24 protein-coding genes are annotated in these 26,057 nt (G+C 66.0%); 19 read left to right on the top strand and 5 right to left on the bottom strand.

Going from position 1 to position 26,057, the window contains the following annotated elements; all coding sequences use genetic code 11:
- Positions 1-2: 2 nt before the first annotated feature.
- The gene (locus HY57_RS17510) at positions 3-491 is read right to left on the bottom strand and encodes a hypothetical protein (RefSeq protein WP_019465666.1); all 489 of its coding nucleotides are present in this window, start codon (positions 489-491) and stop codon (positions 3-5) included.
- 343 nt (positions 492-834) lie between these two features.
- Between HY57_RS17510 and HY57_RS17505 the strand changes: the two genes are divergently transcribed.
- From HY57_RS17505 to HY57_RS17480, 6 genes are all read left to right on the top strand, one after another.
- Complete coding sequence (locus tag HY57_RS17505; RefSeq protein ID WP_019465667.1) at positions 835-1,044, top strand: cold-shock protein; 210 nt, start codon at positions 835-837, stop codon at positions 1,042-1,044.
- A 286-nt stretch (positions 1,045-1,330) separates the two neighbouring features.
- Positions 1,331-1,540: a cold-shock protein gene (locus HY57_RS17500; protein WP_019465668.1), complete on the top strand. Its 210-nt coding sequence runs from the start codon at positions 1,331-1,333 to the stop codon at positions 1,538-1,540.
- 132 nt (positions 1,541-1,672) lie between these two features.
- The gene (locus HY57_RS17495; protein ID WP_038580039.1) at positions 1,673-2,560 is read left to right on the top strand and encodes an alpha/beta hydrolase family protein; all 888 of its coding nucleotides are present in this window, start codon (positions 1,673-1,675) and stop codon (positions 2,558-2,560) included.
- 61 nt (positions 2,561-2,621) lie between these two features.
- Entirely contained in the window at positions 2,622-3,680 is a 1,059-nt protein-coding gene (locus HY57_RS17490; protein WP_019465670.1) for an NADH:flavin oxidoreductase/NADH oxidase, read from the top strand.
- A 19-nt stretch (positions 3,681-3,699) separates the two neighbouring features.
- Positions 3,700-4,572, top strand: coding sequence for a pirin family protein (locus tag HY57_RS17485; RefSeq protein WP_019465671.1), 873 nt, complete (start codon positions 3,700-3,702; stop codon positions 4,570-4,572).
- Between the two features lie 79 nt (positions 4,573-4,651).
- The gene (locus HY57_RS17480; protein WP_019465672.1) at positions 4,652-4,954 is read left to right on the top strand and encodes a DUF962 domain-containing protein; all 303 of its coding nucleotides are present in this window, start codon (positions 4,652-4,654) and stop codon (positions 4,952-4,954) included.
- 111 nt (positions 4,955-5,065) lie between these two features.
- On the opposite strand, the gene HY57_RS17475 is transcribed toward HY57_RS17480, so the two are convergent.
- Positions 5,066-5,455, bottom strand: a complete 390-nt coding sequence (locus HY57_RS17475) for a cytochrome c (protein ID WP_019465673.1) — start codon at positions 5,453-5,455, stop codon at positions 5,066-5,068.
- Between the two features lie 113 nt (positions 5,456-5,568).
- Between HY57_RS17475 and HY57_RS17470 the strand changes: the two genes are divergently transcribed.
- A complete protein-coding gene (locus tag HY57_RS17470) occupies positions 5,569-6,414 on the top strand; it encodes a tRNA threonylcarbamoyladenosine dehydratase (protein ID WP_019465674.1) in 846 nt (281 codons plus the stop codon).
- Between the two features lie 226 nt (positions 6,415-6,640).
- On the opposite strand, the gene phbB is transcribed toward HY57_RS17470, so the two are convergent.
- On the bottom strand, positions 6,641-7,381 hold the full coding sequence (gene phbB / locus HY57_RS17465; RefSeq protein ID WP_019465675.1) for an acetoacetyl-CoA reductase: 741 nt from the start codon (positions 7,379-7,381) through the stop codon (positions 6,641-6,643).
- Positions 7,382-7,536: 155 nt separating this feature from the next.
- Complete coding sequence (gene gluQRS / locus HY57_RS17460) at positions 7,537-8,397, bottom strand: tRNA glutamyl-Q(34) synthetase GluQRS (protein WP_019465676.1); 861 nt, start codon at positions 8,395-8,397, stop codon at positions 7,537-7,539.
- A 216-nt stretch (positions 8,398-8,613) separates the two neighbouring features.
- Here gluQRS and htpX point away from each other — a divergent pair, with 216 nt between their 5' ends.
- The 7 genes from htpX to HY57_RS17425 all read left to right on the top strand — a co-directional run bounded on the left by htpX (position 8,614) and on the right by HY57_RS17425 (position 14,830).
- Complete coding sequence (gene htpX / locus HY57_RS17455; protein ID WP_019465677.1) at positions 8,614-9,513, top strand: protease HtpX; 900 nt, start codon at positions 8,614-8,616, stop codon at positions 9,511-9,513.
- A gap of 118 nt (positions 9,514-9,631) precedes the next feature.
- Positions 9,632-11,503, top strand: coding sequence for a molecular chaperone HtpG (htpG, locus tag HY57_RS17450; protein ID WP_019465678.1), 1,872 nt, complete (start codon positions 9,632-9,634; stop codon positions 11,501-11,503).
- A 288-nt stretch (positions 11,504-11,791) separates the two neighbouring features.
- Entirely contained in the window at positions 11,792-12,694 is a 903-nt protein-coding gene (locus HY57_RS17445; protein WP_019465679.1) for an AEC family transporter, read from the top strand.
- 10 nt (positions 12,695-12,704) lie between these two features.
- Complete coding sequence (locus tag HY57_RS17440; protein ID WP_019465680.1) at positions 12,705-13,064, top strand: DUF4440 domain-containing protein; 360 nt, start codon at positions 12,705-12,707, stop codon at positions 13,062-13,064.
- 166 nt (positions 13,065-13,230) lie between these two features.
- Positions 13,231-13,629 carry an RNA-binding S4 domain-containing protein gene (locus tag HY57_RS17435; RefSeq protein WP_026033995.1) on the top strand — a complete coding sequence of 133 codons (399 nt, stop codon included), beginning with the start codon at positions 13,231-13,233 and terminating at the stop codon, positions 13,627-13,629.
- 103 nt (positions 13,630-13,732) lie between these two features.
- Positions 13,733-14,314: a response regulator gene (locus tag HY57_RS17430; protein WP_019465682.1), complete on the top strand. Its 582-nt coding sequence runs from the start codon at positions 13,733-13,735 to the stop codon at positions 14,312-14,314.
- Positions 14,315-14,578: 264 nt separating this feature from the next.
- On the top strand, positions 14,579-14,830 hold the full coding sequence (locus HY57_RS17425) for a hypothetical protein (protein ID WP_100218227.1): 252 nt from the start codon (positions 14,579-14,581) through the stop codon (positions 14,828-14,830).
- 72 nt (positions 14,831-14,902) lie between these two features.
- Here the strand turns inward: HY57_RS17425 and mutS are convergent, their stop codons facing one another.
- Positions 14,903-17,479 (bottom strand): DNA mismatch repair protein MutS, encoded by a 2,577-nt coding sequence (gene mutS / locus HY57_RS17420; RefSeq protein ID WP_019465684.1) that lies wholly within the window; start codon positions 17,477-17,479, stop codon positions 14,903-14,905.
- 342 nt (positions 17,480-17,821) lie between these two features.
- Here mutS and HY57_RS17415 point away from each other — a divergent pair, with 342 nt between their 5' ends.
- The 5 genes from HY57_RS17415 to HY57_RS17395 are packed head-to-tail and all read left to right on the top strand — an operon-like array spanning position 17,822 to position 26,038.
- Positions 17,822-19,159, top strand: a complete 1,338-nt coding sequence (locus HY57_RS17415; protein WP_019465685.1) for an MFS transporter — start codon at positions 17,822-17,824, stop codon at positions 19,157-19,159.
- Between the two features lie 26 nt (positions 19,160-19,185).
- On the top strand, positions 19,186-21,750 hold the full coding sequence (gene nirB, locus HY57_RS17410) for a nitrite reductase large subunit NirB (protein ID WP_019465686.1): 2,565 nt from the start codon (positions 19,186-19,188) through the stop codon (positions 21,748-21,750).
- A gap of 3 nt (positions 21,751-21,753) precedes the next feature.
- Entirely contained in the window at positions 21,754-22,101 is a 348-nt protein-coding gene (gene nirD / locus HY57_RS17405; RefSeq protein WP_019465687.1) for a nitrite reductase small subunit NirD, read from the top strand.
- Positions 22,098-23,336, top strand: a complete 1,239-nt coding sequence (locus tag HY57_RS17400; protein ID WP_019465688.1) for an NAD(P)/FAD-dependent oxidoreductase — start codon at positions 22,098-22,100, stop codon at positions 23,334-23,336. The genes nirD and HY57_RS17400 overlap by 4 nt, the downstream gene beginning before the upstream one ends.
- Positions 23,333-26,038, top strand: a complete 2,706-nt coding sequence (locus HY57_RS17395; protein WP_019465689.1) for a nitrate reductase — start codon at positions 23,333-23,335, stop codon at positions 26,036-26,038. The genes HY57_RS17400 and HY57_RS17395 overlap by 4 nt, the downstream gene beginning before the upstream one ends.
- The last annotated feature ends 19 nt before the right edge of the window (positions 26,039-26,057 follow it).

Below are 26,057 nucleotides of genomic sequence, written 5' to 3'. Positions count from 1 at the left end.
ACTTAGTGCGAGCCGCCGCTGGCGGGGCTGGCGGGGATGGCCTGTCCACAGGATTTGCCCTGCAGCGTGGCGCGCAGCTGCTTGGCCAGGGCCGTGCAGCGAGCTCCCAGTTGCGGGCGCGTGTTCGGGTCCACCGAGTCCTGCAGCAGGCTGGTGCGCATGTCTTCATAGCGCGACTGGATCTGGTCAGGCGGATACACGCCCGCTGTGGTGTGGCAGGACACATAGCTGGCCAGATAGTCGTCGCAGGCGGGGATGCCGGTGCTGGTGGGCAGCGGCTTGCCACCGGAGGTGGTCACTGTAGCGGTGCGCGCCCTCGGTGCGCTGGTGCCCGTGCCGGTGGTCCGGGCACCGCTGGGCGTGGCCGTTGTCGTGGCGCCATGGGCAGGTGCGGTCGCGCGGGTTTCGGGCTTGTTGGAGCAGCCGGCTAGTATCACGCCGCCTGCGACAAGAGCGAGGAGGGCCAGGCGATGGTGGCGGTGGAACGTCATGGAGCTTCTCCTGCGCAGGTGTTCATGGAAGGGGCGGGCCGTCGGTTCTCATCCGACAAGGGACGGGATGAAATGCGAAGATGGCGTGAAAATCAAACCTGATTTGTAAGGACTGACGGTTATTCATTCAGGTTGGATAGGTATTTGCCTATTCGCCTTATGGCGTTGAAGCAGCTATCATGCGCTTACTGTGTTTGCCGGGGTCACCAGAGTTTTGTGACCCGATGCCGCCTGATCTCGATCTAGCAACATCGCCTCACCCCTAGGGTTTCCTTGCACACCAGTAAGCCGGCCTGCGCATGTCGCGCGGGCTGAGTCTGTTCAATCCTATGGAGTGATTTACATGTCTGATCGTCAGATCGGTACCGTCAAGTGGTTCAACGATGCCAAGGGTTTCGGCTTCATCAGCCGTGACAACGGCCCGGATGTCTTCGTGCATTTCCGCGCGATCCAGGGCAACGGCTTCAAGAGCCTCGTCGAAGGCCAGAAGGTTTCCTTCAAGGTCGTGCAGGGCCAGAAGGGCCTGCAGGCTGACGAAGTGATCCCGCAGTAATAAGCGTTTTCAAACGCTGAAGAAAAAGCCAGGCAGCAATGCCTGGCTTTTTTGTTTTATTCGCAAATGTCGTTGAAATGTGAAAATCAAAATATTGATTAAGGCCATTCACTTGCATTAAAGAAATCCGTTATGCTGGATTCACTGTGGTTGCTCGGTCACGTGCGTGCCCGGTGCGCGACTCGCGAGGGTCCACATCGCTTCACCCCCGATCCTGCATGCCCAGTAAGCCGTCGGCCAAAGGGGAGGCTGACTTGTCTCAGCATCGAGTTGATCGGAGTGAGTCATGTCGGATCGTGAAGTTGGCACAGTCAAATGGTTCAACGACGCCAAGGGCTTTGGCTTCATCAGTCGTGAGAGTGGCCCGGACGTGTTCGTGCATTTCCGCGCAATCAGCGGCTCGGGTTTCCGCAGCCTGAAGGAAGGCCAGAAGGTGAGCTTCAAGGTGGTGCAGGGCCAGAAAGGCCTGCAGGCCGATGAAGTGGCGCCGGCCTGATTTCAAACGGGGAAACCTATTTACTGCAGGAGGAAAAGGCCGGCCCACACCGGCCTTTTCTTTTCGCGGCTTTTTAGTTGCGTGACAGTTCGCTAGCCTGTCAGGACTTTTCCACTGGCATGCGTGCCGAGAATGTCCGCGACTGTTTCCATTCCCGCCACGCCTCCGCCTTGCCACGCATTGCCCGCCGTTGCCGTCGATGGCGCGCGCGCCGAGGTGATGCTGCAACGCCCCGCCGGCCGCGCAACGCAACTGCTTTACTGGGTGCCGGCCTTGGGTGTGGCGGCCAAACACTACCTGCCGCTGGCACAGGCACTGGCCACCCATGGCATCGCGGTGGCGATCCACGAATGGCGCGGCATCGGCTCCAGCAACAAGCGCGCGGGCCGTCGCGAAGACTGGGGTTATCGGGAGCTGCTGGAAGACGACCTGCCGGCCGGCATCGCCGTCGCCCGCGCCGCCGTGCCGCACGCACCGTTGTACCTCGGGGGCCATAGCCTGGGTGCGCAGATCGCATCGCTCTACACGAGCCTGCATCCGGAAGAGGCCGCCGGCCTGCTGGCGGTAGCGAGCGGCGCGCCGTACTGGCGACAGTTTCCGCAAGGCCGCCTGCTGTGGTTCGCCTATGCGCTGGCACCCTGGCTCGCGCGTCTGGTGGGCTATCTTCCGGGGCGAAGGATCGGCTTTGGCGGCAACGAGGCAAGGCGGCTGATCGACGATTGGGCGCGCACCGGCCGCACCGGACGTTACGCTGCCGTAGGCATGGGCATTGATTTCGAAGCTGCACTGGGCCGGCTCGACCTGCCGGTACTCGGGCTGCGGCTGCAGGACGACTGGCTTGTTCCCGAGGCGTCACTGTCATGGTTGCTGGGGAAAGTGCCGCGCGGCACCCACACGCAGCAGGTGGTCACGGCCGCCGAGCTGGACAGCGACAAAGCGGATCATTTCCGCTGGATGAAAACGCCATGGCCCGTTGCGACGCGGATGGCGGCGTGGCTGGAAGCCCAATCTACCCGATGAGGACCTTGAACCTCGAGCGCGCCGCCGGCATGTGTGACGGATATTTTCCTGAGCCGGTCCGATGAAACTCTTCACTCCCTACGCGCAACGCAGTCTTACCCTTCGCAACCGCATCGTCATCGCGCCGATGTGCCAGTACTCGGCCACCGATGGCATCCCCGATGACTGGCATCTGGTGCACCTGGGCAGCCGTGCCGTCGGCGGCGCCGGGCTGGTGATCGCCGAGGCCACCGCGGTGTCGCCGGAAGGCCGTATTTCCCCAGGTGACGTGGGTCTGTGGAGCGAGGCGCACCAGGCCGCGTGGCAGCCGATCACCCGCTTCATCAAGGCCCATGGTGCGGTCGCTGGCGTCCAGCTTGCCCACGCCGGGCGCAAGGCCAGCGCCCAGCGCCCGTGGGAAGGCGGTGGTCCGCTCGCCGCCGATGCCGGCGCCTGGCAGACCGTGGCGCCGTCCGCCGTGCCGTTCGACAAGCACTGGCACGTCCCGCAGGCGCTGGACACGCAGAGCATCGCCACGATCGTCGCCGATTTCCGCGCGGCGGCCGAGCGCGCACTGGCGGCAGGCTTCGAGCTGATCGAGCTGCATGGCGCGCATGGTTACCTGCTGCACCAGTTCCTGTCGCCGCTCAGCAACCAGCGTACCGATGAATACGGCGGCAGCTTCGAGAACCGCACGCGCCTGGTGCGCGAAGTGATCACCGCTGTGCGCGAGGTCTGGCCGGAGCACCTGCCACTGTGGCTGCGCATTTCCGCCACGGACTGGAGCGAGGGTGGCTGGGATATCGAGCAGAGCGTGCAGTTGGCCCATATGGTCAAGCCCATGGGCGTCGACCTGATCGACGTGTCCAGCGGCGGCCTGGTACCGCACGTGAAGATCCCGGTGTCGCCTGGTTACCAGGTGCCGTTCGCGGCGCGTCTGCGCCATGACGCGGGCATCGCCACCGGTGCGGTGGGCCTCATCACTGAATCCACACATGCCGCGCGCATCATCGACGAAGGCGCCGCCGACGTGGTGCTGATCGCACGCGAGAGTCTGCGCGATCCCTATTTCCCGCGCCGTGCCGCGCAGGAGCTTGGCGTCGCCATCACCGCGCCCGTGCAGTACCAGCGTGCCTGGTAACCGAGGAGGAAGAGACACCATGGAACAGCAACCGATATTGATCGAGGGCCGCGTGCACGACCTGGGCGACGGCTTCAACGTGCGCCGCCTGCTGCCTGTGCTGCAGGCACGCCACGTGGGGCCGTTCGTGTTTTTCGACTACATGGGGCCGGTCACTTTCCTCGATGACAAGGGCATGGACGTGCGCCCGCACCCGCACATCGGCCTGGCGACGGTGACGTGGTTGTTCGAGGGCGTGATCCGCCATCGCGACAGCATCGGCAGCATCGCGGACATTCGTCCCGGCGAGGTGAACTGGATGACGGCCGGCCGCGGCATCGTGCATTCCGAGCGCACGCCGCCGGAAGCGCGTGGTGGCGGCCATCGTGCGCATGGCATCCAGGTATGGGTGGCGTTGCCACAGAAGGATGCGGAGGTGGCGCCGGAATTCCATCATCACGGCGCCGATGAGCTGCCCAGGATTTCCCTGCCGGGCGCGGAGCTCGTGCTGATCGCCGGTACCGGCTATGGCAAGGAATCGCCGGTGAAGGTGTTCGCGCCGATGTTCTTCGTCGAGGCGACGCTGGAGGCGGGAGCGTCATTGCCGTGGCCGCAGGAACACGTCGAGCGTGGCGTGTGCGTGGTCGACGGCGAGGTGGAATGGGACGGCGTGACCGTACCGCCCATGCAGGCGGCGGTGCAGGCCGGCCCCGATTCACCACCGCTGCGGGCGCGCAGCAAGAGCCGCGTGATGCTGTTCGGCGGCGCGCCGCTGGATGGCGAACGTCACCTGTGGTGGAACTTCGTTGCCAGCACGCGCGAGCGCATCGAGCAGGCCAAGGCGGACTGGGCGGCGCAGCGCATGGGCAAGGTCATCGGCGACGAGGGAGAGTTCATCCCGCTGCCGGCCTGATACGGAGCATGTTGCGCCCGCGCATGCATTGGCGGGCGCTGCGGATTACCCTCCGGGCGTACCGTCCAGGGTGATCCGCATGTCCCAGTACGCCAGCTTCCGCGAGTTCTATCCGTTCTATCTGGGCGAGCACAGCGACGTGCAGTGCCGGCGCATGCACTTTGTCGGCAGCACGCTGGTGCTGGCGGTGATCGCTACGGCCATCGTCACCGGCAACGCATGGTGGCTGTGGCTGGCGCCCGTAGCGGGTTACGGCTTTGCCTGGATCGGGCACTTCGTGTTCGAGAAGAACCGCCCGGCCACCTTCACCCATCCGCTCTACAGCCTGATGGGGGACTGGGTGATGTACTGGCAGATCCTGCGGGGCAAGGTGAAGATCTGACGGAGCCCTTCCTTGTTGTGGGAGCGCACCCTGTGCGCGACCGCGAGGCTGCGTCGTTTCCGCCTGGTTGGGTCGTCGCGCACAGGGTGCGCTCCCACAGGTGAAGGAAAATCAGCGGTACTGCTGATGGCAGGACTGGCAGGTTTCCCCGATCGGCTTGATCGCCGCCGCCAGCGCGGCGCAATCGGCCGGGGCCGCCTGGATGGCCGCCTGGGTCTTCTCGCGCAGCTTGGCTGCCTCGTCCTTGAACGGTTGATCCACGCCCGGGAAGGCCTCACCTAGGTCCGTCTGGGTCTCCAGCAGGCGGGCGATGTGCTGTTGCGACTGGGCGGCATCGCACTTCTGCGCCTTCACCGCCGCGCTCAGTGCGCCGGCGTGGTGGGCCATGGTCATCATCAGGTGGTGCGAGTACGGCTGGCGCTCCTGCAGGGCATTCATGGCGAACACGGTGCCGACGATACCGATGGCCAGGCCGAGCACGAGCAATAGGGCGGAACGCATGCGCTGGAATCCCTTGCGATGATGGACAAACCCCAAGCATAACGGGCCGCCTGCAGGGGCGGGCCGTTCCCGATAAAATGCCGCCTCTTCAAGACGTTGTCATGGCTCCAGAGATGCAGATCGAAAACGCCGCCACGGTGGAAGAACACGCAGCCCCCGCTGCCGACCAGGTTGGCGCGGCGTTCCCGCGCGAGCGCTTCGCGGGCGTGGAGCGCCTCTATGGCCTGGGCAGCCTGGACCGGCTGATGCAGGCCCATGTCTGCGTGATCGGCATTGGTGGCGTGGGCTCGTGGGCGGCCGAAGCGCTGGCGCGCAGCGGCGTGGGTCACCTCACGCTGATCGACGCGGACGAGATCTGCGTATCCAACACCAATCGCCAGTTGCACGCCCTCGACGGCCAATACGGCAAGTCCAAGGTCAAGGTGATCGAAGATCGCCTGCGCGCGATCAACCCCGCGATCAAGGTGGACGCCATCGAGCGCTTCCTCACCACGTCCACGCTCGATGAACTGCTCGACCGTGGCTACGACGTGGTGCTGGACGCTTGCGACGCCTTCCGCGTGAAGCTGGAAGCCATCGCATGGTGTCGCCGGCGCAAGTTGCCGATGGTGAGCGTGGGCTCCGCAGGCGGTCGCACCGACCCCACCCAGGTCCGTGTGCGCGATCTTTCGCGTACCGAGCACGACGCGATGTTCAGCCTGATTCGCAAAAAGCTCCGGGCTGATTTCAACTTCCCGCGTAATCCGGATCGCTACTTTGGGGTGTCGGCGGTGTATTCGCTGCAGAACGTGCAGTACCCGCAGCCGGACGGCACGGTGTGCGGCACGCGTCCGCCGGTGGCCAATGGTGCGGAAGCGCTGAACCTGGCCTGCGGTGGCGGGCTTGGCGCCGCCACGCATGTCACCGGGGCGTTTGCCTTTGCGGCGGTGGGGAAGGTGATGGAGAAGCTGCTGGGCTAGGGCGCGCGGAACGATCCTCACCTTCGGATTTCCCTCACATCGAGACTTCCCTCACCGTCATCCCCGCGAAAGCGGGGATCCAGCGTCTTTCGCGCTTGCCTCACGCCTCAAAAGGCACTGGATCCCCGCTTTCGCGGGGATGACGGTGAGGTGGGGAGTGGTGGTGAGGGGTATTCGTTCTACAGGCATTGCCGAGCGTGATCCCACGCGTCAGCACGACGACACCTCACCAACCCATGTAATGCCCGCCGTTGATGGAGAGGTTGGCGCCGGTGATCCAAGCAGCTTCCTCGCCCGTCAGGAAAGCCACGGCATGCGCGATTTCCTCGGGCTTGCCCAGGCGGCCGACGGGGATCTGCGCCACGATCTTCTCGCGCACGTCCTCCGGCACGGCCATCACCATGTCGGTGCCCACGTAACCCGGTGACACGGTGTTCACGGTGATGCCGAACTTGGCGTTTTCCTGGGCCAGCGAGATGGTGAAGCCATGCATGCCGGCCTTGGCGGCGGCGTAGTTGGCCTGGCCGTACTGGCCCTTCTGGCCGTTGATCGAACTGATCTGCACGATGCGGCCCCACTTGCGGTTGCGCATGCCTTCGATCACCGGGCGGGTGACGTTGAAACAGGCATTGAGGTTGGTGTTCACCACTTCCATCCACTGCGGATAGGTCATCTTGTGGAAGGTGGTGTCACGGGTGATGCCGGCGTTGTTGACCAGGATCTCCACCGGGCCCAGTCCACCTTCGATGATGCGCACCATGGCCTCGCAGGAATCGGGATCCTTCACGTCGCCCGGCACCAGCATCACTTCGATGCCTTCCTTCGCCATCATCTCTTTCACCGCTTCGGCCTTGGCCTGGTCGCGGTAATTGGTGGCGACCCGATGCCCTTGGCGTGCGAGATAGCGAATGATCGCGGTGCCGATACCACCCGTGCCGCCAGTGACCAAAGCCGTGCGTTGCGTCATGCCTGTTCTCCAAAGATGCCTGTGACAAATCCACCCGGATCGTGTGGCCGGGACGCTGCCATGTCTATCACGCGCCATGTGGCAAAACGTCTACGGAGAGTACGCCGTCTTTAGGTTCCGTTGGTGGTCAGCGAATGAAATGCGGGGCGGGCCTTTCAGGCCGCCGCACGTTCGCTGCAGTGCGGCAGGCGCGCGGGGGAGAAATGGGCGAGGGCATGCGCCAGCAGCGAGGCGGGGTCGCTCGCCCCCGGATGCGCGGGGAGATCGAGGAAGTCCAGCGCGCGGCGCAGGGCCGGCAAAGGGTTCGTCGGGTCCACCGGATGCGCCCGCTCGGACTTGGACAGCTTGCGGCCTTCGCCATCCAGCGCCAGCGGCAGATGCAGGTAGCCGGGCGTGGGCAGGCCAAGGCAGCGCTGCAGAAAGATCTGGCGCGGGGTGGAATCGAGCAGGTCATTGCCGCGCACCACCTGGGTGATGCCCTGGAACGCGTCGTCGACCACGCAGGCCAGCTGGTAGGCGTAATAGCCCTCCACCCGGCGTATCACGAAATCCCCGGCCGCCAGTCGCAGGCTCTGGATCTGCGGGCCCTGCAGGCCATCCACGAAGCCGATCTCTATGTCCGGCACGCGCAGCCGCCAGGCCGGGGCGCGGCCCTCGACCGGCGCGGCGAGGCACTGGCCATCCAGATGCAGCCCACCCGCCAGGTCGTTGCGGCTGCACCAGCAGGGGAAAACGTGGCCCGTCGCCCTGAGCTGCTCGAAGGCGGCATCGTAGGCGGCGATGCGCCGGGACTGGAACAGCGGCGGGGCGTCGGCCAGCAGGCCGAACGCGGGCAGGGCGGCCAGGATGCTTTCCGCCGAGCCAGGCATCTCGCGTGGCGGGTCGATGTCCTCCACGCGCAGCAGCCAGGCCCCACCCGCGTGGCGGGCGCACAGCCAGCTGCCCACGGCGGCCACGAGGGAACCGAAATGCAGGTGGCCGGTCGGAGAAGGGGCAAAGCGTCCGCGGTAACTCATCGCGGCATTTTAAGGGCGGGCCGCCCCCTTTGTCGGAGCGCACGCGTGCGCAACCGGGCGGGGCGCTTGCTGACGCCCCGTTGAAACGCCCATCAGTGACAGGATGTTTCCCGTCTTTCGGCCCTTGAAACCGCAAGATTTCGCCACGATCCTTTGAGGGCGGTGGGGGCTTGCCTCGACATCGCATCCCTTTTCATGACTGCCCGAGAGACAGCCATGCGTCGCATCGCATTGTTCCTGCTTACCAATATCGCCGTACTTTTCCTGCTCAGCATCGTGTGCCATCTGTTTGGCATCGATCAGTGGGCCGCCGCCCGTGGTTACGGCGGCATGGGCAACCTGCTGGCCTACGCTGCCGTGATCGGCATGGGCGGCGCCTTCATCTCGCTGGCCATGTCCAAGTGGACGGCCAAGATGTCCACCGGCGCCCGCGTGATCGAACAGCCGCAGAACGAGGCTGAGCGCTGGCTGGTGGAAACCGTGCGCCGCCATGCGCAGAACGCCGGCATCGGTATGCCCGAGGTGGCGATCTACGACGCGCCGGAAATGAACGCCTTCGCCACCGGCATGACGAGAAACAGCTCGCTGGTGGCCGTAAGCACCGGCCTGCTGCAACAGATGGATCGTGAACAGGTCTCCGCCGTGCTCGGCCACGAGATTGGCCACGTAGCCAACGGCGACATGGTCACGCTGACCCTGGTCCAGGGCGTGCTGAACACGCTGGTGATCGTGGCGGCACGCGTGGTCGGCCGGCTGGTCGACAGCTGGCTGTCCGGCGGCCGTGACCGCGACGGTGGCGGCGGCATCGGCTATTTCGTCTCGGTGATGGTGCTGCAACTGGTGTTCGGCCTGTTCGCTTCGATGATCGTCATGGCCTTTTCGCGCTGGCGCGAGTTCCGCGCGGATGCGGCCGGCGCCAAACTGGCGGGCCGCGGCGCCATGATCTCCGCCCTGCAGCGCCTGCAGGTGCAGCACGGGGAAAGCACGCTGCCGCAGACCATCGCCGCCTTCGGCATCTCCGGCCACATCGCCTCGGGCCTCAAGAACCTGTTCATGAGCCACCCGCCGCTGGAAGAGCGCATCGCCGCCCTGCAGAACGCCGCCGGCAACGCCTGATCTTCACCCGCTCTCCCTGGGGGAGCGGTCATCATGAGGGGCCGACTCGTCGGCCCCTCTGTTTGTGTATCTTTCACGTTTGCCCGATTTCCGACGACTCACCGAACGAGCCTTCCGTATGACGAACGCCGCGCCCGAAACCCGCAAATTCGAAGCCGAAGTCGCCCAGGTCCTCCACCTGGTCACGCATTCGCTGTACTCGCACAAGGAAATCTTCCTGCGCGAGCTGATCTCCAACGCCTCCGACGCCTGCGACAAGCTGCGCTTCGAATCCATTGCCCATCCCGCGCTGCTTGCCGGCGAGGGTGAGCTACAGATCGACGTGAGCTGGGACCCGCAGGCGCGCACCGTCACCGTGCGCGACAACGGCATCGGCATGAGCCGCGACGAAGTGGTGGCCAACATCGGCACCATCGCCAGCTCCGGCACGCGCCGTTTCCTGGAGGCCATGAGCTCCCAGCAGAAGACCGATGCACGCCTGATCGGCCAGTTCGGCGTGGGTTTCTACTCGGCCTTCGTGGTGGCCGACCGCGTCACCGTGCTCAGCCGCCGCGCCGACCTGCCGGCCAGCGAAGGCGTGCGGTGGGAGAGTGATGGCAAAGGCGAATACACCCTGGCGCAGGCCGACCTGCCCGAACGCGGCACGGCGGTGATCCTGCATCTGAAGGCCGATGAGGACGAGTTCCTCAAGGGCTGGGAGCTGCGTTCGCTGATCCGCAAGTATTCCGACCACGTGGCGTTCCCGATCCGCATGCCGAAGGAAGAGGACGGCAAGCCGGGCAACGAGTGGGAAACCGTCAACGATGCGTCCGCGCTGTGGGCCAAGCCGCGCAGCGAGATCTCCGACGAGGACTACCAGAGCTTCTACAAGTCGCTCGGCCACGATTTCAATGACGCGCTGGCGTGGACGCACAACCGCGTCGAAGGCAGCCAGAGCTTCACCACGCTGCTGTACATCCCCGAGCAGCCGCCGTTCGACCTGATGATGGGCGGGCGCGACGAGCGCAAGGGGCTGAAGCTTTACATCAAGCGCGTCTTCATCATGGATGCGGCCGAGGAACTTCTGCCCAACTACCTGCGCTTCGTGCGCGGCGTGGTGGATGCGGACGACCTGCCGCTCAACGTGAGCCGCGAAATCCTCCAGCACAACCGCCAGCTGGAGCGCATCCGCGCCGCCTGCGTGAAGCGGGTGCTCGACCTGCTGGAGAAGCTCTCGCGCGACGAGCCGGAGAAGTACGCCACCTTCTACAAGGCCTTCGGCAACACGCTGAAGGAAGGCATCGGCGAGGATCCCGCCAACCGCGAGCGCATTGCCAAGCTGCTGCGCTTCGCATCCACCAAGGGCGATGGCGCCGCGCAGACCGTGTCGCTGGATGACTACATCAGCCGCATGGCCATGGGCCAGGACACCATCTGGTACATCACCGCCGACAGCTACGCCGCTGCCTTGGGTAGCCCGCAGCTCGAAGCGTTCAAGGCCAAGGGCATCGAAGTACTGCTGATGTTCGACCGCGTCGACGAATGGATGCTCAACAGCCTGCACGAGTACGAAGGCAAGAAGCTCCGCAACGTGGCCAAGGGTGATCTGCCGCTGGACGAGGCGGACAAGAAGCAGCAGGAAGAAGCCAGCAAGGCCGCCGAGCCGTTGGTGCACAAGTTGAAGGAACTGCTGGGCGACCGCGTGGGCGACGTGCGCGTGTCGGCGCGACTCACCGACTCGCCGTCGTGCCTGGCGTTGTCCGACTACGAAATGGCGCCGCACCTGGCACGCCTGCTGCGTGAGGCCGGCCACGACGTGCCGCTGGCCAAGCCAACGCTGGAAGTGAACCCGCAGCATCCGCTGCTCAAGCGCGTGGAGAGTGAGGGTGATGCGGTCAAGGCTGCCGACCTCGCGAACCTGCTGCTGGACCAGGCGGAGATCGCCGCTGGAGCGCAGCTGCCGGACCCGGCAGCGTTCGTGCAGCGTTTGAATCGCTTGATCGTGGGGTAAGGCGGGCGCAGGCCGGAACCCCAAGCTCGTCATTCTGGCGCCCCACAGGGACTAGCTTCGCGTCGCAGGCCGGAATCCAGGTGCGTTGATGTCCAGTTTTCGCGAAGGGTAAACGTAAAGTCGTTCGCGAAAACCCACCACCATCGCTACTGGATTCCGGCCTGCGCCGGAATGACGGCAAGTAGGGTAGTCGTGGCAAGCGCCAAAGCGCCAAAGCGCCAAAGCGCTACCCCATGGCAACCCGGAAACGGCCGCTATACTGCGGCCGTTTGGTTGTCCGGGAAGCCCATGAGCGCGTTGTTGCTGCTGTTTATCTGCCTTTTGCTCGGCGCCCTGGTCGCGCGTTTCGCCAGGCCGCCGGCGGGTATCGTTCATGGCATCAACTGGTGGGTGATCAACGTCGCGTTGCCGGCGCTGGTGCTGGCGCTGGTGCCCAAGGTGACGGTGGATGCGCAGCTGTGGTTTCCCGTGGCGGCGATGTGGCTGGTGTTCTTTGGGGCGTGGCTGGTGTTCGCCGTGCTTGGCAGGGTGCTGGGCTGGTCGCGGGAGCGTGTCGGCGCGCTGGTGCTGGTGTGCGGCTTGGGCAATACCTCATTCATGGGCTATCCCATGATGCAGGCCCTGCATGGCAAGGAAGGCCTGGCGCTTGCCGTGGTCGCCGACCAGATGGGGTGCTTCCCCTTGCTCGCTTCCGCAGGCGTGGCGGTGGCATCGCTGTATGCCGGGCGCACGCCGCAACCGGCCGTGATCGCGCGCCGCATTCTGACGTTTCCGGCGTTCCTGTCGCTCGTGGTCGGTGCTGTGGCCGGCGTGCTCGGTGGCTGGCCGGCCATGCTCGATGAGGTGTTCTCGCCGATCGGCGCCACGCTGACGCCGCTGGCGTTGTTCTCCGTGGGCCTGCAGTTCAAGTTCCACCTGGGGGAGCGGCAGTTGTCGGCACTGCTGGCGGGCCTGGGCTGGAAACTGCTGGTGGCGCCGCTTGCGGCCTGGGGGCTTGGCATGGCGGCGGGCGTGGGGGGGCTCACGCTGACGGTCGGCGTATTGCAGGCAGCCATGGCGCCGATGATTTCCGCGGCCATCCTGGCGGATGAACACAAACTCGAGCCGTCGCTGGCCAATACCGTGCTGGGCGCGGGCATCGTGTTGTCCCTGATCACCATTCCGCTCGGCAACATGCTGCTGGGCGGCTGAGGAGGCCGTGATGGATCTCGCCGCGCATCTGCTGGACCTGGAGACGCAACTGCATCGACAGGACGTGCGCGCCGACGGCATCGCGCTGCGCCGGCTGATCGCCGAGGATTTCTTCGAGTTCGGCGTATCCGGCACCGTGTGGACGCGCGAGGCCGTGATCGAGGCCTTGCGCGGTGAAGCCTTCTCGATGCGAGAGGTGAGCGATTTCCGCCTGACCTTGCTGGCCGACGACGTGGCGCTGGTGACGTATCGCGGGCATCGCGTGGCGACACCGCACCGTCCTTCGTCGGATTCGCTGCGCAGTTCCATCTGGCGGCTGCGCGAGGGCCGATGGCAGATGCAGTTCCACCAGGGCACACCGCTGTTGTAGGAGCGCACTTGTGCGCGACCGCGGACTGCCGGACTACCTCATTCCTTGACTCCCTCATTCCTTGCCGACGAACGGTCCCCCGGCAGCCTTGGGTGGCGTCGCCAGGTCCGGTCGCGCGCAAGTGCGCTCCTACAAAAGAAGCGCGGGCTTGCGCGACAATGGGCCCATGGCATCTCCTGAATCTTCTTCACCGGCTCCGATTCGCGCCGACGTGTGGCTATGGGCCGCGCGGTTCTTCAAGACCCGCAGCCTCGCCAAGCAGGCCATCGACGGCGGCAAGATCGACCTGAACGACGGCTCGTGCAAACCCGCCAAGGCGGTGCACGTGGGCGATGTGTTCCGCATCAGCCGGGGCGAGGAGCGCCTGGAGGTGGAAGTGCTGGCGCTGTCCGACAAGCGCGGCCCGGCCAGCGCGGCGCAGGCGCTTTATCGCGAGAGCGAGGCCAGCATCGCGGCCCGCGATGCGGCGAAGGCCCAGCGCAAGCTTGTGGGCGCCATGGCTCCGCCGGGCCGTCCGGACAAGCAGGCGCGTCGAGAATTGCGACGCCTTAAGGATTTCATGTGAGTCACCCATCTCAGAACGCATAGCGGATCTGGGTGAGCATGTCCTCCATGGAAAGCTGCGCGGGCGCGTGGTTTTCCCGGGATCTTGAAGTGGGAGGACAACAATGACGGGCATGGGATTCCTTAAGCGGCTGCTTACGGGTACGACGCCTGAACAAGCGGACCTGACGTGGCGCAAGACCACGCAGGGTGCGCGCGTACTGGTCGTGGACGATTCCGCGACCATCCGGGCCGTGCTTGGCCGCATGCTGGAAGTGGACGGTTACAACGTGATCCGTGCCGCTGACGGCGAGAGTGCGCTGGAATTGGCGCGTGCGGAGCCTCCGGCCATGATCTTCCTCGACATCGTCCTGCCCGGCATGAATGGCTTTGCCGTGCTGCGGGCACTGCGCCACGACCCGGTCACGCAGCACGTGCCCATCGTGATGATCAGCGGCAACCAGCAGGCCACCGAGCAGTTCTACGTGCAGCGCTTCGGCGCCGACGATTTCATCAGGAAGCCGTTCGGACAGCTGGAAGTGGCCCGCAGCATCGACCGGCTGGTCGGCTTCGGGCGCCTTTCCGCGCGCGAGGCGGCCAACGTGGTGTCGCTGCCGGTATCGGTGCCGGTGGAGACCATCCCATCCATGCTGGCGAATGCGTCGGCCGAGCCGGGCGCGGTCGGCGTTCCGGAACTCGCGGCCTGAGGCCAGGCTTCCCCTGAAAGACCAAGGGCGGCGCCCTGAGGCGCCGCCCTTCATCCTGCCCAGTGGGCTCGCTGGCGATAGCTGGCTCGGAAGCACTGTAGCGCGCGCCCATCTTGGGGTGAATTCGATGGTTCCGATGTCGCTCATAGCGCCCGTCTATGGCGCAGAGCGGACGTTTTCCTGAACGTTGGGCTGGAGCGTTCACGCATGCGCGACTTTGCGTGGCCCACGATGCCGCCACCTTCACCCAGCGGAGACGGCGCCGTGGCAGAAAGCATCCAGGAAGGCGACATGGTCTTCGTGGCCGATGGCGAAGACGGCATCGGCTCGGTGCGCCGGGTTCTGGCCGGCGGCGACGTGCTCGTCGTCTACATCGAGAACGGCGGCGATTTCGAGATACCGCTGGGTGCCGTGCGCGCGGTGCACTCGGGCAAGGTCGTGCTCAACCTGGACCATCTGCCCACGCCGGTGCTGGAAGCCATCGGCTACGCGAGGAAGTCGGAATACCCGCACTAATGTCGCCGCAAGCACCTAAGCAAACGCCTCGCCCGGGAGGACGAGGCGTTTGCGTGTCGGCACGGCGAGGGGTCAGGCCAGCGACTTGAGCCGATAGAGCGCTTCCAGCGCTTCGCGCGGCGTCATCGCATCGGGGTCGATGTCTTCCAGTGCCCGTTCCACCACGGACGGGGCGGCGGCGAACAGGCCCATCTGCGGTGACTCCTCGGTCGGCGCTTTCGTGCCGGCGGCCGAGGCGTGCTGGTACATGCCTCGCTCCAGTTCCGCCAGCGTGCGTCGCGCATCGGCAATCACCGACTTGGGCAAGCCTGCCAGCGCCGCCACCTGCAGGCCAAAGCTGCGGTTGGCCGGGCCTTCCTTCACCGCGTGCATGAAAACCAGCTGCTCGCCATATTCAACGGCGTCGAGATGCACGTTGGCGATGGTGGTGTATTCATTCGCCAGTTCGGTCAACTCGAAGTAGTGCGTGGCGAACAGCGTGTAGGAACGGCTGGCGGCCGCCAGGTGCACGGCAGCGGCGCGTGCGAGCGCCAGGCCGTCGTAGGTGCTGGTGCCACGACCCACTTCGTCCATCAGCACCAGGCTGTGTTCGGTGGCGTTGTGCAGGATGTTCGCCGTCTCGCTCATTTCCACCATGAAGGTGGACTGGCCGCGCGACAGGTCGTCGCCCGCGCCAATGCGGGTGAACACGCGATCGATCGGGCCGATCACCGCGCGCGAGGTCGGCACGTAGCTGCCGATATGCGCGAGCAGCACGATCAGCGCGTTCTGGCGCATGTAGGTCGATTTACCGCCCATGTTCGGACCGGTGATCACCAGCATGCGGCGACCGTCGTCCAGCGTGAGGTCGTTCGGCTCGAACGGCTCGTCGCGCACCTTCTCCACCACGGGGTGGCGACCGCGCTCGATGGCGATGCCGGGCTCGTCGGTGAGTTCGGGCGCGCTCCAGTCCAGCGTGACGGCACGCTCGGTGAGTGTGGCCACCACGTCGAGCTCGGCCATCGCCATCGCGGCGCTCTTGAGCGGTTCGAGCTGTCCGGTAAGCGTGTCGAGCAGCGCTTCGTACAGGGCGCGCTCGCGCATCAGCGAACGTTCCTTGGCCGAGAGCACCTTGTCTTCGAAGGTCTTCAGTTCTTCGGTGATGTAGCGCTCGGCGTTCTTGGTGGTCTGGCGGCGCGTGTAGTGCGTGGGTGCCTTGTCCGCCTGGCCCTTGCTGATCTCGATGTAGTAGCCGTGCACGCGGTTGTAGCCGACCTTGAGCGTGGCGATGCCGCTGGCGGCTTTCTCGCGTTCTTCCAGCTCGACCAGGTACTGGTCGGCGTGGGTGGAAAGGCGGCGCAGCTCGTCGAGTTCGGCATCGTAGCCGTCGGCAATGACGCCGCCGTCGCGCTGGAGCACCGGCGGTTGCGGCACCACGGCGCGGGCGAGCAAGGCGGCGGTGTCGGCGTGGTCGCCGATGCGTTCCACCAGCGCGTGCAGCAACGGGCTGTCGAGCGACGCAATCAGCGCGCGCAGCGACGGCGCAGCGGCCAGGCCGTCGCGCAGCGTGGACAGGTCGCGCGGTCGCGCCGAACGCAGCGCCACGCGCGCCAGGATGCGTTCCAGGTCGCCGATGCCGCGCAGCTGCTCGCGCAGCGGCTCGTGCTGGCGATGGTCGATCAGCGTGCCGATGGCCTGGTGGCGTGCGCGCAGCAGGTCGCGCGAGCGCAGCGGGCGGTTGAGCCAGCGGCGCATCAGGCGTGCGCCCATCGGGGTGACGGTTTCATCCAGCACGCCGAGCAGGGTGTGTTCGGTGCGTCCGCTGGGATGCGTATCCAACTCAAGATTGCGACGGGTGGCGGCGTCCAGCGCGATGGTGTCGCTGGCGCTTTCCACCGACATGCCGGAGATGTGCGGCAGCGCGCTCTTCTGGGTTTCTTCCACGTAGCCCAGCAGGCAGCCCGCCGCGGCAATGGCCAGCGGCAGGCGGTCGACGCCGAAGCCGCCGAGGTCGCGGGTGCCGAAGAAGCGGTTGAGTTCGCGCTTGGCCGCGTCGCCATCGAAGTGCCACGGCGGCCGGCGGCGCAGGCCGGGCAGGGTGCTGACGAACTTGGGCCAGGCCACGTCTTCGCCGACCAGCGTTTCGGCCGGCTGCAGGCGGGCCAGTTCCGAAGCGAGCGCTTCCGCGCTCGGCACTTCGCTGAGCAGGAAACGGCCGCTGGCGAGATCGACCCAGGCCAGGCCGTAAGCGCCGTGCGCGCCCGCGGAAATCGCCATCAGCAGGTTGTCGCGGCGTTCTTCCAGCAGCGCGGCGTCCGTCACCGTGCCTGGCGTGACGATGCGCACCACCTTGCGTTCCACCGGGCCCTTGGACGTGGCCGGATCACCGATCTGCTCGCAGATCGCGACCGATTCGCCCAGGCGCACCAGACGCGCCAGATAGTTTTCGACGGCGTGGTAAGGCACGCCCGCCATGGGGATCGGCTGGCCGGCCGACTGGCCGCGCTGGGTCAGGGTGATGTCCAGCAGTCGCGCGGCCTTGCGCGCGTCGTCGTAGAACAGCTCGTAGAAGTCGCCCATCCGGAAGAACAGCAGCACGTCCGGGTGCTCGGCCTTGGCGCCGAGGTACTGGCGCATGAGTGGGGTGTGTTCGGTGCTGTTGTCGGCCATTCCCGTGCGGTGTCCTGATGCATGACGTCGGCGCTGCGTGCGCCGGTCAAAGGCGCTCACTTTAGCGGTTCGGTCCGGTCTTGTTGAGCGCATGGCCGCAGGCCCTGTCATGGCGCCGTGTCGGCATTGCTGCACTGCAATGGTGCAAGCGGTGCCCTGGTCGGTGCCCGCTGGTGCAGCACCATGGGCATTTATCCGCCTCATTACCGCGAAGACCGCGATTTTCCTCGGCTTGACGGTATGGCATATGTGTTGCATAGCAACATGCGAGGCCCCCGGGGAGGGGCCGGGGCCGCGATGCGGCCGGCAGGGAGCGCTTCGTCATCTTCGAGCGGGGGTGGTATGTCGGGCAAGGCGACGCGGATCGAGCTGTTCCAATGGCGCACACCGCAGATGCGCGCGTTCCATCTGAGCTGGATGGCGTTCTTCGCGTGCTTCTTCGCATGGTTTGCGGTGGCGCCGCTGATGCCATTGGTGCGCACCGAATTCGGACTGGGGACGGACCAGGTGGCCAACATCACCATCGCGGCCGTCGCCGTCACCGTTTTCGGGCGACTGCTGGTGGGACCGCTGTGCGACCGTTTCGGGCCACGCCGGACTTATACCGGTTTGCTTCTGTTGGGTGCGGTGCCGGTGTTCGGCATTGCGCTGGCGCAGGGGTATGCATCGTTCCTGCTCGCGCGCATGGCGATCGGCATGGTGGGCGCGGGGTTCGTGATCACGCAGTACCACACCTCGGTGATGTTCGCGTCGAACGTGGTGGGCACGGCCAACGCCACGGCGGCGGGTTGGGGCAATGCGGGCGGCGGTGCCGCGCAGGCGTTGATGCCGCTGGTGCTCGCGGGCGTAGTGGGGCTCGGCGTGGCACGGGGCGCCGGCTGGCGCGTGGCCATGATGCTGCCCGGCGTGCTGATGGTCGTGGTGGGCGTGCTGTACTGGAAGCTCACGCAGGATGGCCCCGAGGGCGACTATCGCGAACTGCGCGCCCATGGCGTGGCGGCAGGCAGCGGCAAGCGCGGGGGCTGGTCCGCCTTTCTGCGGGCCGCAGGCAACTATCGCGTGTGGATGCTGTTCGTGACCTATGCCGGCTGCTTCGGCATCGAGTTGTTCGTACATGGCGTGGCGGCAGCGTATTACGTGGACCGCTTCGGCCTGAGCCTGGCCGGGGCTGGACTGGCAGTGGGGTGCTTTGGCCTGCTGGCGCTGTTCGCTCGCGCCCTCGGTGGCCTGGCCTCCGACCGCCTGGCGCGACGCCATGGTCTTTCCGCGCGGGCGCGCCTGCTTTGCGTGCTGATGTTCTGCGAAGGCGTGGGGTTGCTGTGGTTCTCCGGCGCGCACGCCGCGGGCATGGCGGTCGCGGCGATGCTCGCCTTCGGCCTGTTTACCCACATGGCGTGTGGCGCGACCTATGCGCTGGTGCCCTTCATCGACCGCAAGGCACTCGGCGGCGTGACGGGCATCGTCGGCGCGGGCGGCAACGTCGGCGCGGTCGCCGCGGGGTTCCTGCAGAAGCTCACCGGCTCCGTGCAGCAGAGCTTCCTGCTGCTGGGCGGCTTCGTGATCGCCGGCTCGCTGTGCGCGCTGGCCGTGCGCTTCAGCCGCGAGCACGTTGCCGACGAGGAGCGGTTGTATCGCGAAGCATTGCAACAAGCGCGGGGTCCGGCATTGGCCATCGATTGAATAGGCGGGAGGTCATCGGGATGGGGATGAAGCTTGTCGTCGTGGGCAACGGCATGGTTGGCCACAAATTGCTGGAAGAACTGGCGGCGATGCAGCCGCCGGGGCTGGAGATCACCGTGCTGTGCGAGGAAACTCGCCCGGCCTACGATCGCGTGCATCTCTCCGATTTCTTCGCCGGCAAGCGTGCGGAGGATCTCTCGCTGGTTACGCCGGGTTTCTTCGAGCAGGCCGGCATTTCCATACGGCTGGCGACGCGTGCGACCGGTATCGACCGGGCGATCAAGCGCGTGACCACCAGCGATGGCGATGTCATCGCCTATGACAAGCTGGTGATCGCCACGGGCTCCGTGCCGTTCGTGCCGGCGATACCCGGCAACGACCGCGATGGCTGCCTCGTATACCGCACGCTGGATGACCTGCATGCACTGTCCCATTGGGGCGCGCAGGCCACCCACGGCGTGGTCGTGGGGGGCGGGCTGCTCGGTCTCGAATGCGCCAAGGCCCTGCGCGACATGGGGCTGGAAACGCACGTGGTGGAATTCGCGTCGCGCCTGATGGCGGTGCAGGTGGATGACGCCGGTGGCCAGCTGCTGCGCAAGTCCATCGAGGATCTCGGCCTCATCGTGCATACCGGCAAGAACACGCAGGAGATCGTCGACGGCGAAGCGAAGCGCCATCGCATGCGGTTCGCCGACGGTGGCCATCTGGAAACCGACCTCATCGTCTTTTCGGCGGGCATCCGGCCGCGCGACGAACTGGCACGTGCGAGCGAACTGGGCGTGGGGCCGCGTGGCGGCATCATGGTGGACAACTTCTGCCGTACGCGCGACCGCGACGTGTACGCCATCGGCGAATGCGCGCAGTGGGGCGGCAAGGTGTTCGGCCTGGTGGCGCCGGGCTACGAGATGGCGCGTGTGGTGGCTAACCATCTGAACGCGCTGCTGGTGCGCAGCAGGGCGGCGAGCCTGCCCGAGTTCGCAGGTGCGGACATGTCCACCAAGCTCAAGCTGATGGGCGTGGACGTGGCCAGCATTGGCGATGCCCACGGTTTGACGCCGGGTAGCCGGACCTACCAGTTCAGCGACGGGCACAGGCAGATCTACAAGAAGCTGGTGGTATCGCAGGACGGCAAGCGTTTGCTGGGCGGCGTGCTGGTGGGCGATGCGACCGATTACGGCACGTGGCTGCAGATGATGCTCAACGAGCTGGAACTGCCCGAGTCGCCGGAGTCGTTGATCCTTCCCGCCATCGAGGGCGCGGCGAAACCCGGCCTCGCGGTGGATGCGTTGCCCGCGACCGCGCAGATCTGTTCCTGCAACAACGTAAGCAAGGCGGAGTTGTGCGAGGCAGTGGCGGCGGGCGCCACCTCCATCGGCGCGTTGAAGCAGGCGACGCGTGCCGGCACCACCTGCGGCGGCTGCGTGCCGCTGGCCACGCAGATCATGAAGGCGGAGATGAAGCGCCAGGGGCTCGCGGTGAACAACCACCTGTGCGAGCACTTTCCCTATGCCCGGCAGGAGCTTTACCACCTGGTGCGGGTAGGGCGGATCCGGCGCTTCGACGAGCTGCTGGCGCGCCATGGCCACGGGCTCGGTTGCGATATTTGCAAGCCGGTGGCGGCGAGCATCCTCGCCTCGTGCTGGAACGAGTTCGTGCTGCAACGCGAGCATGCCTCGCTGCAGGACTCCAACGATTACTTCCTGGCCAATATCCAGAAGGACGGCACGTATTCCGTGGTGCCGCGCATGGCCGGTGGCGAGGTGACGCCCGATGGTCTGATCGCCATTGGCCAGATCGCGCGCAAGTACGGTCTGTACACCAAGCTCACCGGCGGGCAGCGCGTGGATATGTTTGGCGCGCGCGTGGAGCAGTTGCCGCTGATCTGGGAAGAGTTGATCGCGGCGGGCTTCGAATCCGGGCATGCCTATGGCAAGTCGCTGCGCACGGTGAAGTCCTGCGTGGGCTCCACCTGGTGCCGCTATGGCGTGCAGGATTCGGTCGGCAAGGCCATCGATCTGGAGAACCGCTACAAGGGCCTGCGGTCCCCGCACAAGCTGAAGTTCGCCGTGTCCGGCTGCACGCGCGAGTGCGCGGAGGCGCAGGGCAAGGACGTAGGCATCATCGCCACGGAGAAGGGCTGGAACCTCTACGTCTGTGGCAACGGCGGCATGAAACCCCGCCACGCGGAGCTGCTGGCCGGTGATCTGGATGGTGACACCCTGGTTCGTTATATCGACCGCTTCCTGATGTTCTACATCCGCACGGCCGATCGCCTGCAACGCACCAGCGTATGGCGCGACAACCTCGAAGGCGGCATGGATTACCTGCGCGATGTCATCGTCAACGACAGCCTGGGCATCGGCGAGGAACTCGAAGCCGAGATGAAGCAGGTCGTCGATACCTATGAGTGCGAATGGAAGCGCGCGGTCAACGATCCGCAGGTGCGCAGCCGGTTCCGTCATTTCGTCAACAGCGATGCGGGCGACGACCGCGTGGCCTTCGTGCCGGAGCGAGGGCAGATCCGGCCGGCGACGGCCGCCGAAAAACAGACGCGACACGGCCGCATTCCGGTCGTCGTGGAAACGGAGTGAACGATGACGGGCAACGATAACGCGGGTTGGACGTCGGTCTGCGGCATCGACGATATCGTTCCCGACACGGGCGTGTGCGCGCTGGTGGATGGCGAACAGGTGGCGGTGTTCCGCATGGCAGGCGGCGAGCTGCATGCCATCGACAACATCGACCCTTGCTCGGGTGCCGCCGTGCTCGCGCGTGGGCTGGTCGGCAACCTCGGCGGACACCTGGTCGTGGCCTCGCCGATCCACAAACAGCATTTCGACCTGCGCACAGGCGAGTGCCTGGAAACGCCCACACTGAGCGTGCACGCATGGCAGGTGCGGCGCCATGGCGACACCGTGCAGGTCAGGCGCGCCGCCGCATGAGCAAACCCCGTCCACGGCTGGTGGTGATCGGCAACGGCATGGCCGGCATGCGCACGGTGGAGGAACTGCTGCAGCTGGCGCCGGATCTGTACGACATCAGCGTGTTCGGCGCGGAGCCGCATGGCAATTACAACCGCATCCTGTTGTCGATGCTGCTCAGTGGCGAAAAACAGGCGGACGACATCGTGCTCCATCCGCCAGTGTGGTACGCCTCGCATGGCATCGAGTTGCACACGGGCGATCCGGTCGTGGCGGTGGATCGTGCACGCCGGACAGTGCGCTCGCGCAGCGGCGTGGTGCGTTCCTACGATCGCCTGCTGGTGGCCACGGGATCGCGGCCGGCACCGCTCCCGGTACCGGGAGCCGCGCTTCCGGGCATCGTCAGTTTCCGCAATATCGATGACGTGGAACGCATGGTGGCCGCCGCGGGCGTGTATCGCCGTGCGGCGGTGATCGGTGGTGGGCTGCTGGGCATCGAAGCCGCCCATGGGCTGTCACGGCGAGGCATGCAGGTCACCCTGATCCATCGCAGCCAGGTCTTGCTCAACCAACAGCTCAACGCGGATGCCGCACGCCTGCTTGGGCGCAATCTCGAGGGCCGGGGACTGGCGTTGCGCCTGGGCGCGGAGACGGTGCGCTTCGAAGGCGTGCACAGGGTAGAGCGGGTATGCCTGGCTGACGGTAGCCAGGTGGATGCCGACATGGTGGTTGTGGCCATCGGCGTGCAACCGGACATCGCACTGATGCAGGCCAGTGGCATCTACTGCGAACGCGGCATCGTGGTGGACGATACCTTGCAGACCTATGACCCCCGCGTCTATGCCGTGGGTGAATGCGTGCAGCATCGCAAGCTGACATTCGGGCTGGTCGCGCCGGTGTGGGAGCAGGCGAGCGTCTGCGCAGCGCACCTGGCACGTTTTGGCCACCGACGGTACCGCTCGGCGCAGGCCGCCACGCGACTGAAGGTGACGGGCATCGACCTGTATTCGGCCGGCGACTTCATCGGCGGCGCGGGTACCGAGGATCTGGTGCTGCGCGACCCGCGTCGAGGCATCTACAAGCGCCTCGTGCTCAGCGGCAACCGGCTCGTCGGCGCGGTGCTTTATGGCGACGCGCGGGATGGCGGCTGGTACTTCGACCTGATCCGCCATGGCGACGACGTGGCACCCTGGCGGGACCGGCTGCTGTTCGGCCAGGCGTATTGCCAGCCCGCCCTGGCGCAGGCATCCGCATGAGCGCGCGCGTCGCCACCACCTGTCCTTACTGTGGGGTGGGCTGCGGGGTGCTGGCGGGAGTCGATGCCGCGGGCGTGGTGAGCGTTGCCGGCGATCCTTCGCATGGTTCGAACCATGGCCGCCTGTGCGTGAAGGGCGCAGCGCTGGGCGAAACCGTGGACCTGGAAGGGCGCCTGCTTCATCCGCAGCTGCGCGGTCAACACGGTCAATTCCAGCGCACAAGCTGGGATGAAGCGCTGGGACGCGTGGCGGAAGGATTCAGTCGCGTCATTGGGGAGCACGGTCCGGACGCCGTGGCTTTCTATGTATCGGGGCAGTTGCTCACCGAGGACTACTACGTCGTCAACAAGCTGGCCAAGGGGTATGTCGGCACGGCGAACATCGACACCAATTCGCGCCTGTGCATGTCCTCCGCCGTGGCGGGCCACAAGCGTGCCTTTGGCGAGGACGTGGTGCCCGGATGCTACGAAGACCTTGAGCTGGCGGAGCTGGTGGTGCTGGTGGGTTCGAACACGGCATGGTGCCATCCGGTGGTGTTCCAGCGCATCGCGGCGGCGAAAGAGTCCGGCGCACGCATCGTGGTGATCGATCCGCGCTTCACCGCCACCTGTGAATCGGCGGACCTGCATCTACCCATCAAGCCCGGCACCGACGTGTGGTTGTTCAATGGACTGCTGGCCTTCCTGTTCAGGCATGGCGTGATGGATACGGCGTTTGTCCAGGCGCATACGCAGGGCCTGGCGCCAGCCCTTTCGGCCGCCGAGGGCGATGCCTCGGACCCCGCCGACGTCGCCCGCCTTTGTGGCGTACAGACCGCCGACCTGTTGGCGTTCTATCGCCTGTTCGCCCGCCACGAGAAAACCGTCACGCTGTTCTCGCAGGGCGTCAACCAGTCGTCGAGTGGCACGGACAAGGTCAACAGCATCATCAACTGCCACTTGTTGACCGGGCGCATCGGCAAACCCGGCGCAGGGCCGTTCTCCATCACCGGGCAGCCCAATGCCATGGGCGGGCGCGAAGTCGGTGGACTGGCGAACATGCTTGCCGCGCACATGGACCTGCACGATGCGACGCACCGGGAGATCGTGCAGTCGTTCTGGGCCTCGCCGCGCATGGCTTCGCAACCTGGCCTGAAAGCCGTGGCGCTGTTCGACGCGATCCTCGAAGGCAGGGTGAAGGCCCTGTGGATCATGGGCACCAATCCGGTGGTGAGCCTGCCCGATGCCGATCGCGCCAGACACGCGCTGGAGGCCTGCGAGCTGGTGGTGTGCTCGGACATCGTCGAACGCACGGATACCAACCGTCATGCCCATGTGCTGCTGCCCGCGCTGGGTTGGGGCGAAAAGGACGGTGTGGTGACCAGTTCAGAGCGGCGCCTGTCGCGGCAACGCCCCTTCCTGCCTGCACCGGGCGAGGCGAGGGCGGACTGGCGCATCGTCTGCGATGTCGCCAGGCGCATGGGGTTTGGGCAAGGGTTCGGCTTCGACACACCGCACCAGATCTTCGTGGAGCACGCGCGACTGACGGCCTACCGCAATCACCCGCCGGCCGACGATGGCCTGCCGGCGGCACAGCGCCTGTTGAATCTTGAAGGCCTTGCCACGCTCTCGCCGCGGGACTATGCGGAACTCGCGCCCGTGCAGTGGCCGGTGAATCCAAAGGGCGATGGCAGCCGTCGGTTGTTTTCGGATGGGCTTTTTGCCCATGCCGACGGGCGGGCGCGCTTTGTCGCCACACCGGCGCGTGCGCCCATGCACGCACCAGACCGGGAGTATCCACTGGTGCTCAACACGGGGCGCGTGCGCGACCACTGGCACACCATGACGCGTACCGGCAAATCGCCCCGGTTGGCCGGCCATATGAGCGAGCCCTATATCGACATGCATCCGCATGACGCCTTGCACAGCGGCGTCCGCGAGGGCGAGCTCGCGCGTGTGCATTCGCGCTGGGGCGCCATGGTGGCTCGCGTTCGCCATGGAGGAGACATGCTTGCCGGTAACATCTTCGTGCCGATCCACTGGAACGATCAGTTCGCGTCGGATGCGCGCGTGGGAGGCGTGGTGAATCCGGTGGTCGATCCGGTGTCCGGCGAGCCGGAATTCAAGCACACGCCCGTGCGGGTGGAACCGTTTCCCGTGCGCTGGTATGGCTTCGCGTTCGGACGGCGGCGCCTGCCGGCATCGGAGTTGAGTTATTGGACGCTGATCCGCGGCGAGCGCTTTCTTCGCTATGAGCTGGCGCACCGGGAGCGGCCGAAGGATGGTGGCGCCTGGGCCAGGGCCTGGCTTGGCGTGACCGATGCGGACGCGGACTGGCTGGAGTACGAGGACAGGAACACCGGCGTGTACCGCGCCGTGCACATACAGGACGATCGCATCGAGGCATGCGTGTTTCTTTCCGCGCGTCCGGATCTGCCATCGCGGCACTGGCTGGCGAGCCTGTTCGCGCACGAGCGGATCGGCGATGCGGATCGCGCCGCCCTGCTGATCGGCGAGCCGCCAGGGGATGGTGTGGATGCCGGCCCGGTGGTGTGTTCGTGCTTCGGCGTTGGCAGGAACACCCTCTGCGAGGCGATCCGCAAGGATGGCCTCGACACTCCAGCAAGGATTACGGCCGCGTTGCGTGCGGGCGGCAATTGCGGCTCGTGCGTGCCGGAACTGCAGCGGCTGATCGCCGAATCCCGCGTAGCGCCGGAGGCATGACATGAATCGCCGGCAGACC

It is taken from the genome of Dyella japonica A8 (assembly GCF_000725385.1).
Taxonomy (GTDB): Bacteria; Pseudomonadota; Gammaproteobacteria; order Xanthomonadales; family Rhodanobacteraceae; genus Dyella; species Dyella japonica_C.
Note: the sequence above shows the minus strand (reverse complement) of the source record. Positions and strands in the feature narration are given on the sequence as shown.

Excerpts from the sequence above, each read along its gene's own strand:
- HY57_RS17495 (WP_038580039.1), top strand. The coding sequence starts at position 1,673 with ATGTCCGCGACTGTTTCCATTCCCGCCACGCCTCCGCCTTGCCACGCA.
- HY57_RS17510 (WP_019465666.1), bottom strand. The coding sequence starts at position 491 with ATGACGTTCCACCGCCACCATCGCCTGGCCCTCCTCGCTCTTGTCGCA.
- HY57_RS17435 (WP_026033995.1), top strand. The coding sequence starts at position 13,231 with ATGGCATCTCCTGAATCTTCTTCACCGGCTCCGATTCGCGCCGACGTG.
- HY57_RS17485 (WP_019465671.1), top strand. The coding sequence starts at position 3,700 with ATGGAACAGCAACCGATATTGATCGAGGGCCGCGTGCACGACCTGGGC.
- HY57_RS17500 (WP_019465668.1), top strand. The coding sequence starts at position 1,331 with ATGTCGGATCGTGAAGTTGGCACAGTCAAATGGTTCAACGACGCCAAG.
- phbB (WP_019465675.1), bottom strand. The coding sequence starts at position 7,381 with ATGACGCAACGCACGGCTTTGGTCACTGGCGGCACGGGTGGTATCGGC.
- nirD (WP_019465687.1), top strand. The coding sequence starts at position 21,754 with ATGACGGGCAACGATAACGCGGGTTGGACGTCGGTCTGCGGCATCGAC.
- htpX (WP_019465677.1), top strand. The coding sequence starts at position 8,614 with ATGCGTCGCATCGCATTGTTCCTGCTTACCAATATCGCCGTACTTTTC.
- HY57_RS17490 (WP_019465670.1), top strand. The coding sequence starts at position 2,622 with ATGAAACTCTTCACTCCCTACGCGCAACGCAGTCTTACCCTTCGCAAC.
- HY57_RS17430 (WP_019465682.1), top strand. The coding sequence starts at position 13,733 with ATGACGGGCATGGGATTCCTTAAGCGGCTGCTTACGGGTACGACGCCT.
- HY57_RS17445 (WP_019465679.1), top strand. The coding sequence starts at position 11,792 with ATGAGCGCGTTGTTGCTGCTGTTTATCTGCCTTTTGCTCGGCGCCCTG.
- gluQRS (WP_019465676.1), bottom strand. The coding sequence starts at position 8,397 with ATGAGTTACCGCGGACGCTTTGCCCCTTCTCCGACCGGCCACCTGCAT.
- HY57_RS17480 (WP_019465672.1), top strand. The coding sequence starts at position 4,652 with ATGTCCCAGTACGCCAGCTTCCGCGAGTTCTATCCGTTCTATCTGGGC.
- HY57_RS17395 (WP_019465689.1), top strand. The coding sequence starts at position 23,333 with ATGAGCGCGCGCGTCGCCACCACCTGTCCTTACTGTGGGGTGGGCTGC.
- HY57_RS17415 (WP_019465685.1), top strand. The coding sequence starts at position 17,822 with ATGTCGGGCAAGGCGACGCGGATCGAGCTGTTCCAATGGCGCACACCG.
- nirB (WP_019465686.1), top strand. The coding sequence starts at position 19,186 with ATGAAGCTTGTCGTCGTGGGCAACGGCATGGTTGGCCACAAATTGCTG.
- HY57_RS17505 (WP_019465667.1), top strand. The coding sequence starts at position 835 with ATGTCTGATCGTCAGATCGGTACCGTCAAGTGGTTCAACGATGCCAAG.
- HY57_RS17440 (WP_019465680.1), top strand. The coding sequence starts at position 12,705 with ATGGATCTCGCCGCGCATCTGCTGGACCTGGAGACGCAACTGCATCGA.
- HY57_RS17475 (WP_019465673.1), bottom strand. The coding sequence starts at position 5,455 with ATGCGTTCCGCCCTATTGCTCGTGCTCGGCCTGGCCATCGGTATCGTC.
- HY57_RS17470 (WP_019465674.1), top strand. The coding sequence starts at position 5,569 with ATGCAGATCGAAAACGCCGCCACGGTGGAAGAACACGCAGCCCCCGCT.
- HY57_RS17400 (WP_019465688.1), top strand. The coding sequence starts at position 22,098 with ATGAGCAAACCCCGTCCACGGCTGGTGGTGATCGGCAACGGCATGGCC.
- mutS (WP_019465684.1), bottom strand. The coding sequence starts at position 17,479 with ATGGCCGACAACAGCACCGAACACACCCCACTCATGCGCCAGTACCTC.
- htpG (WP_019465678.1), top strand. The coding sequence starts at position 9,632 with ATGACGAACGCCGCGCCCGAAACCCGCAAATTCGAAGCCGAAGTCGCC.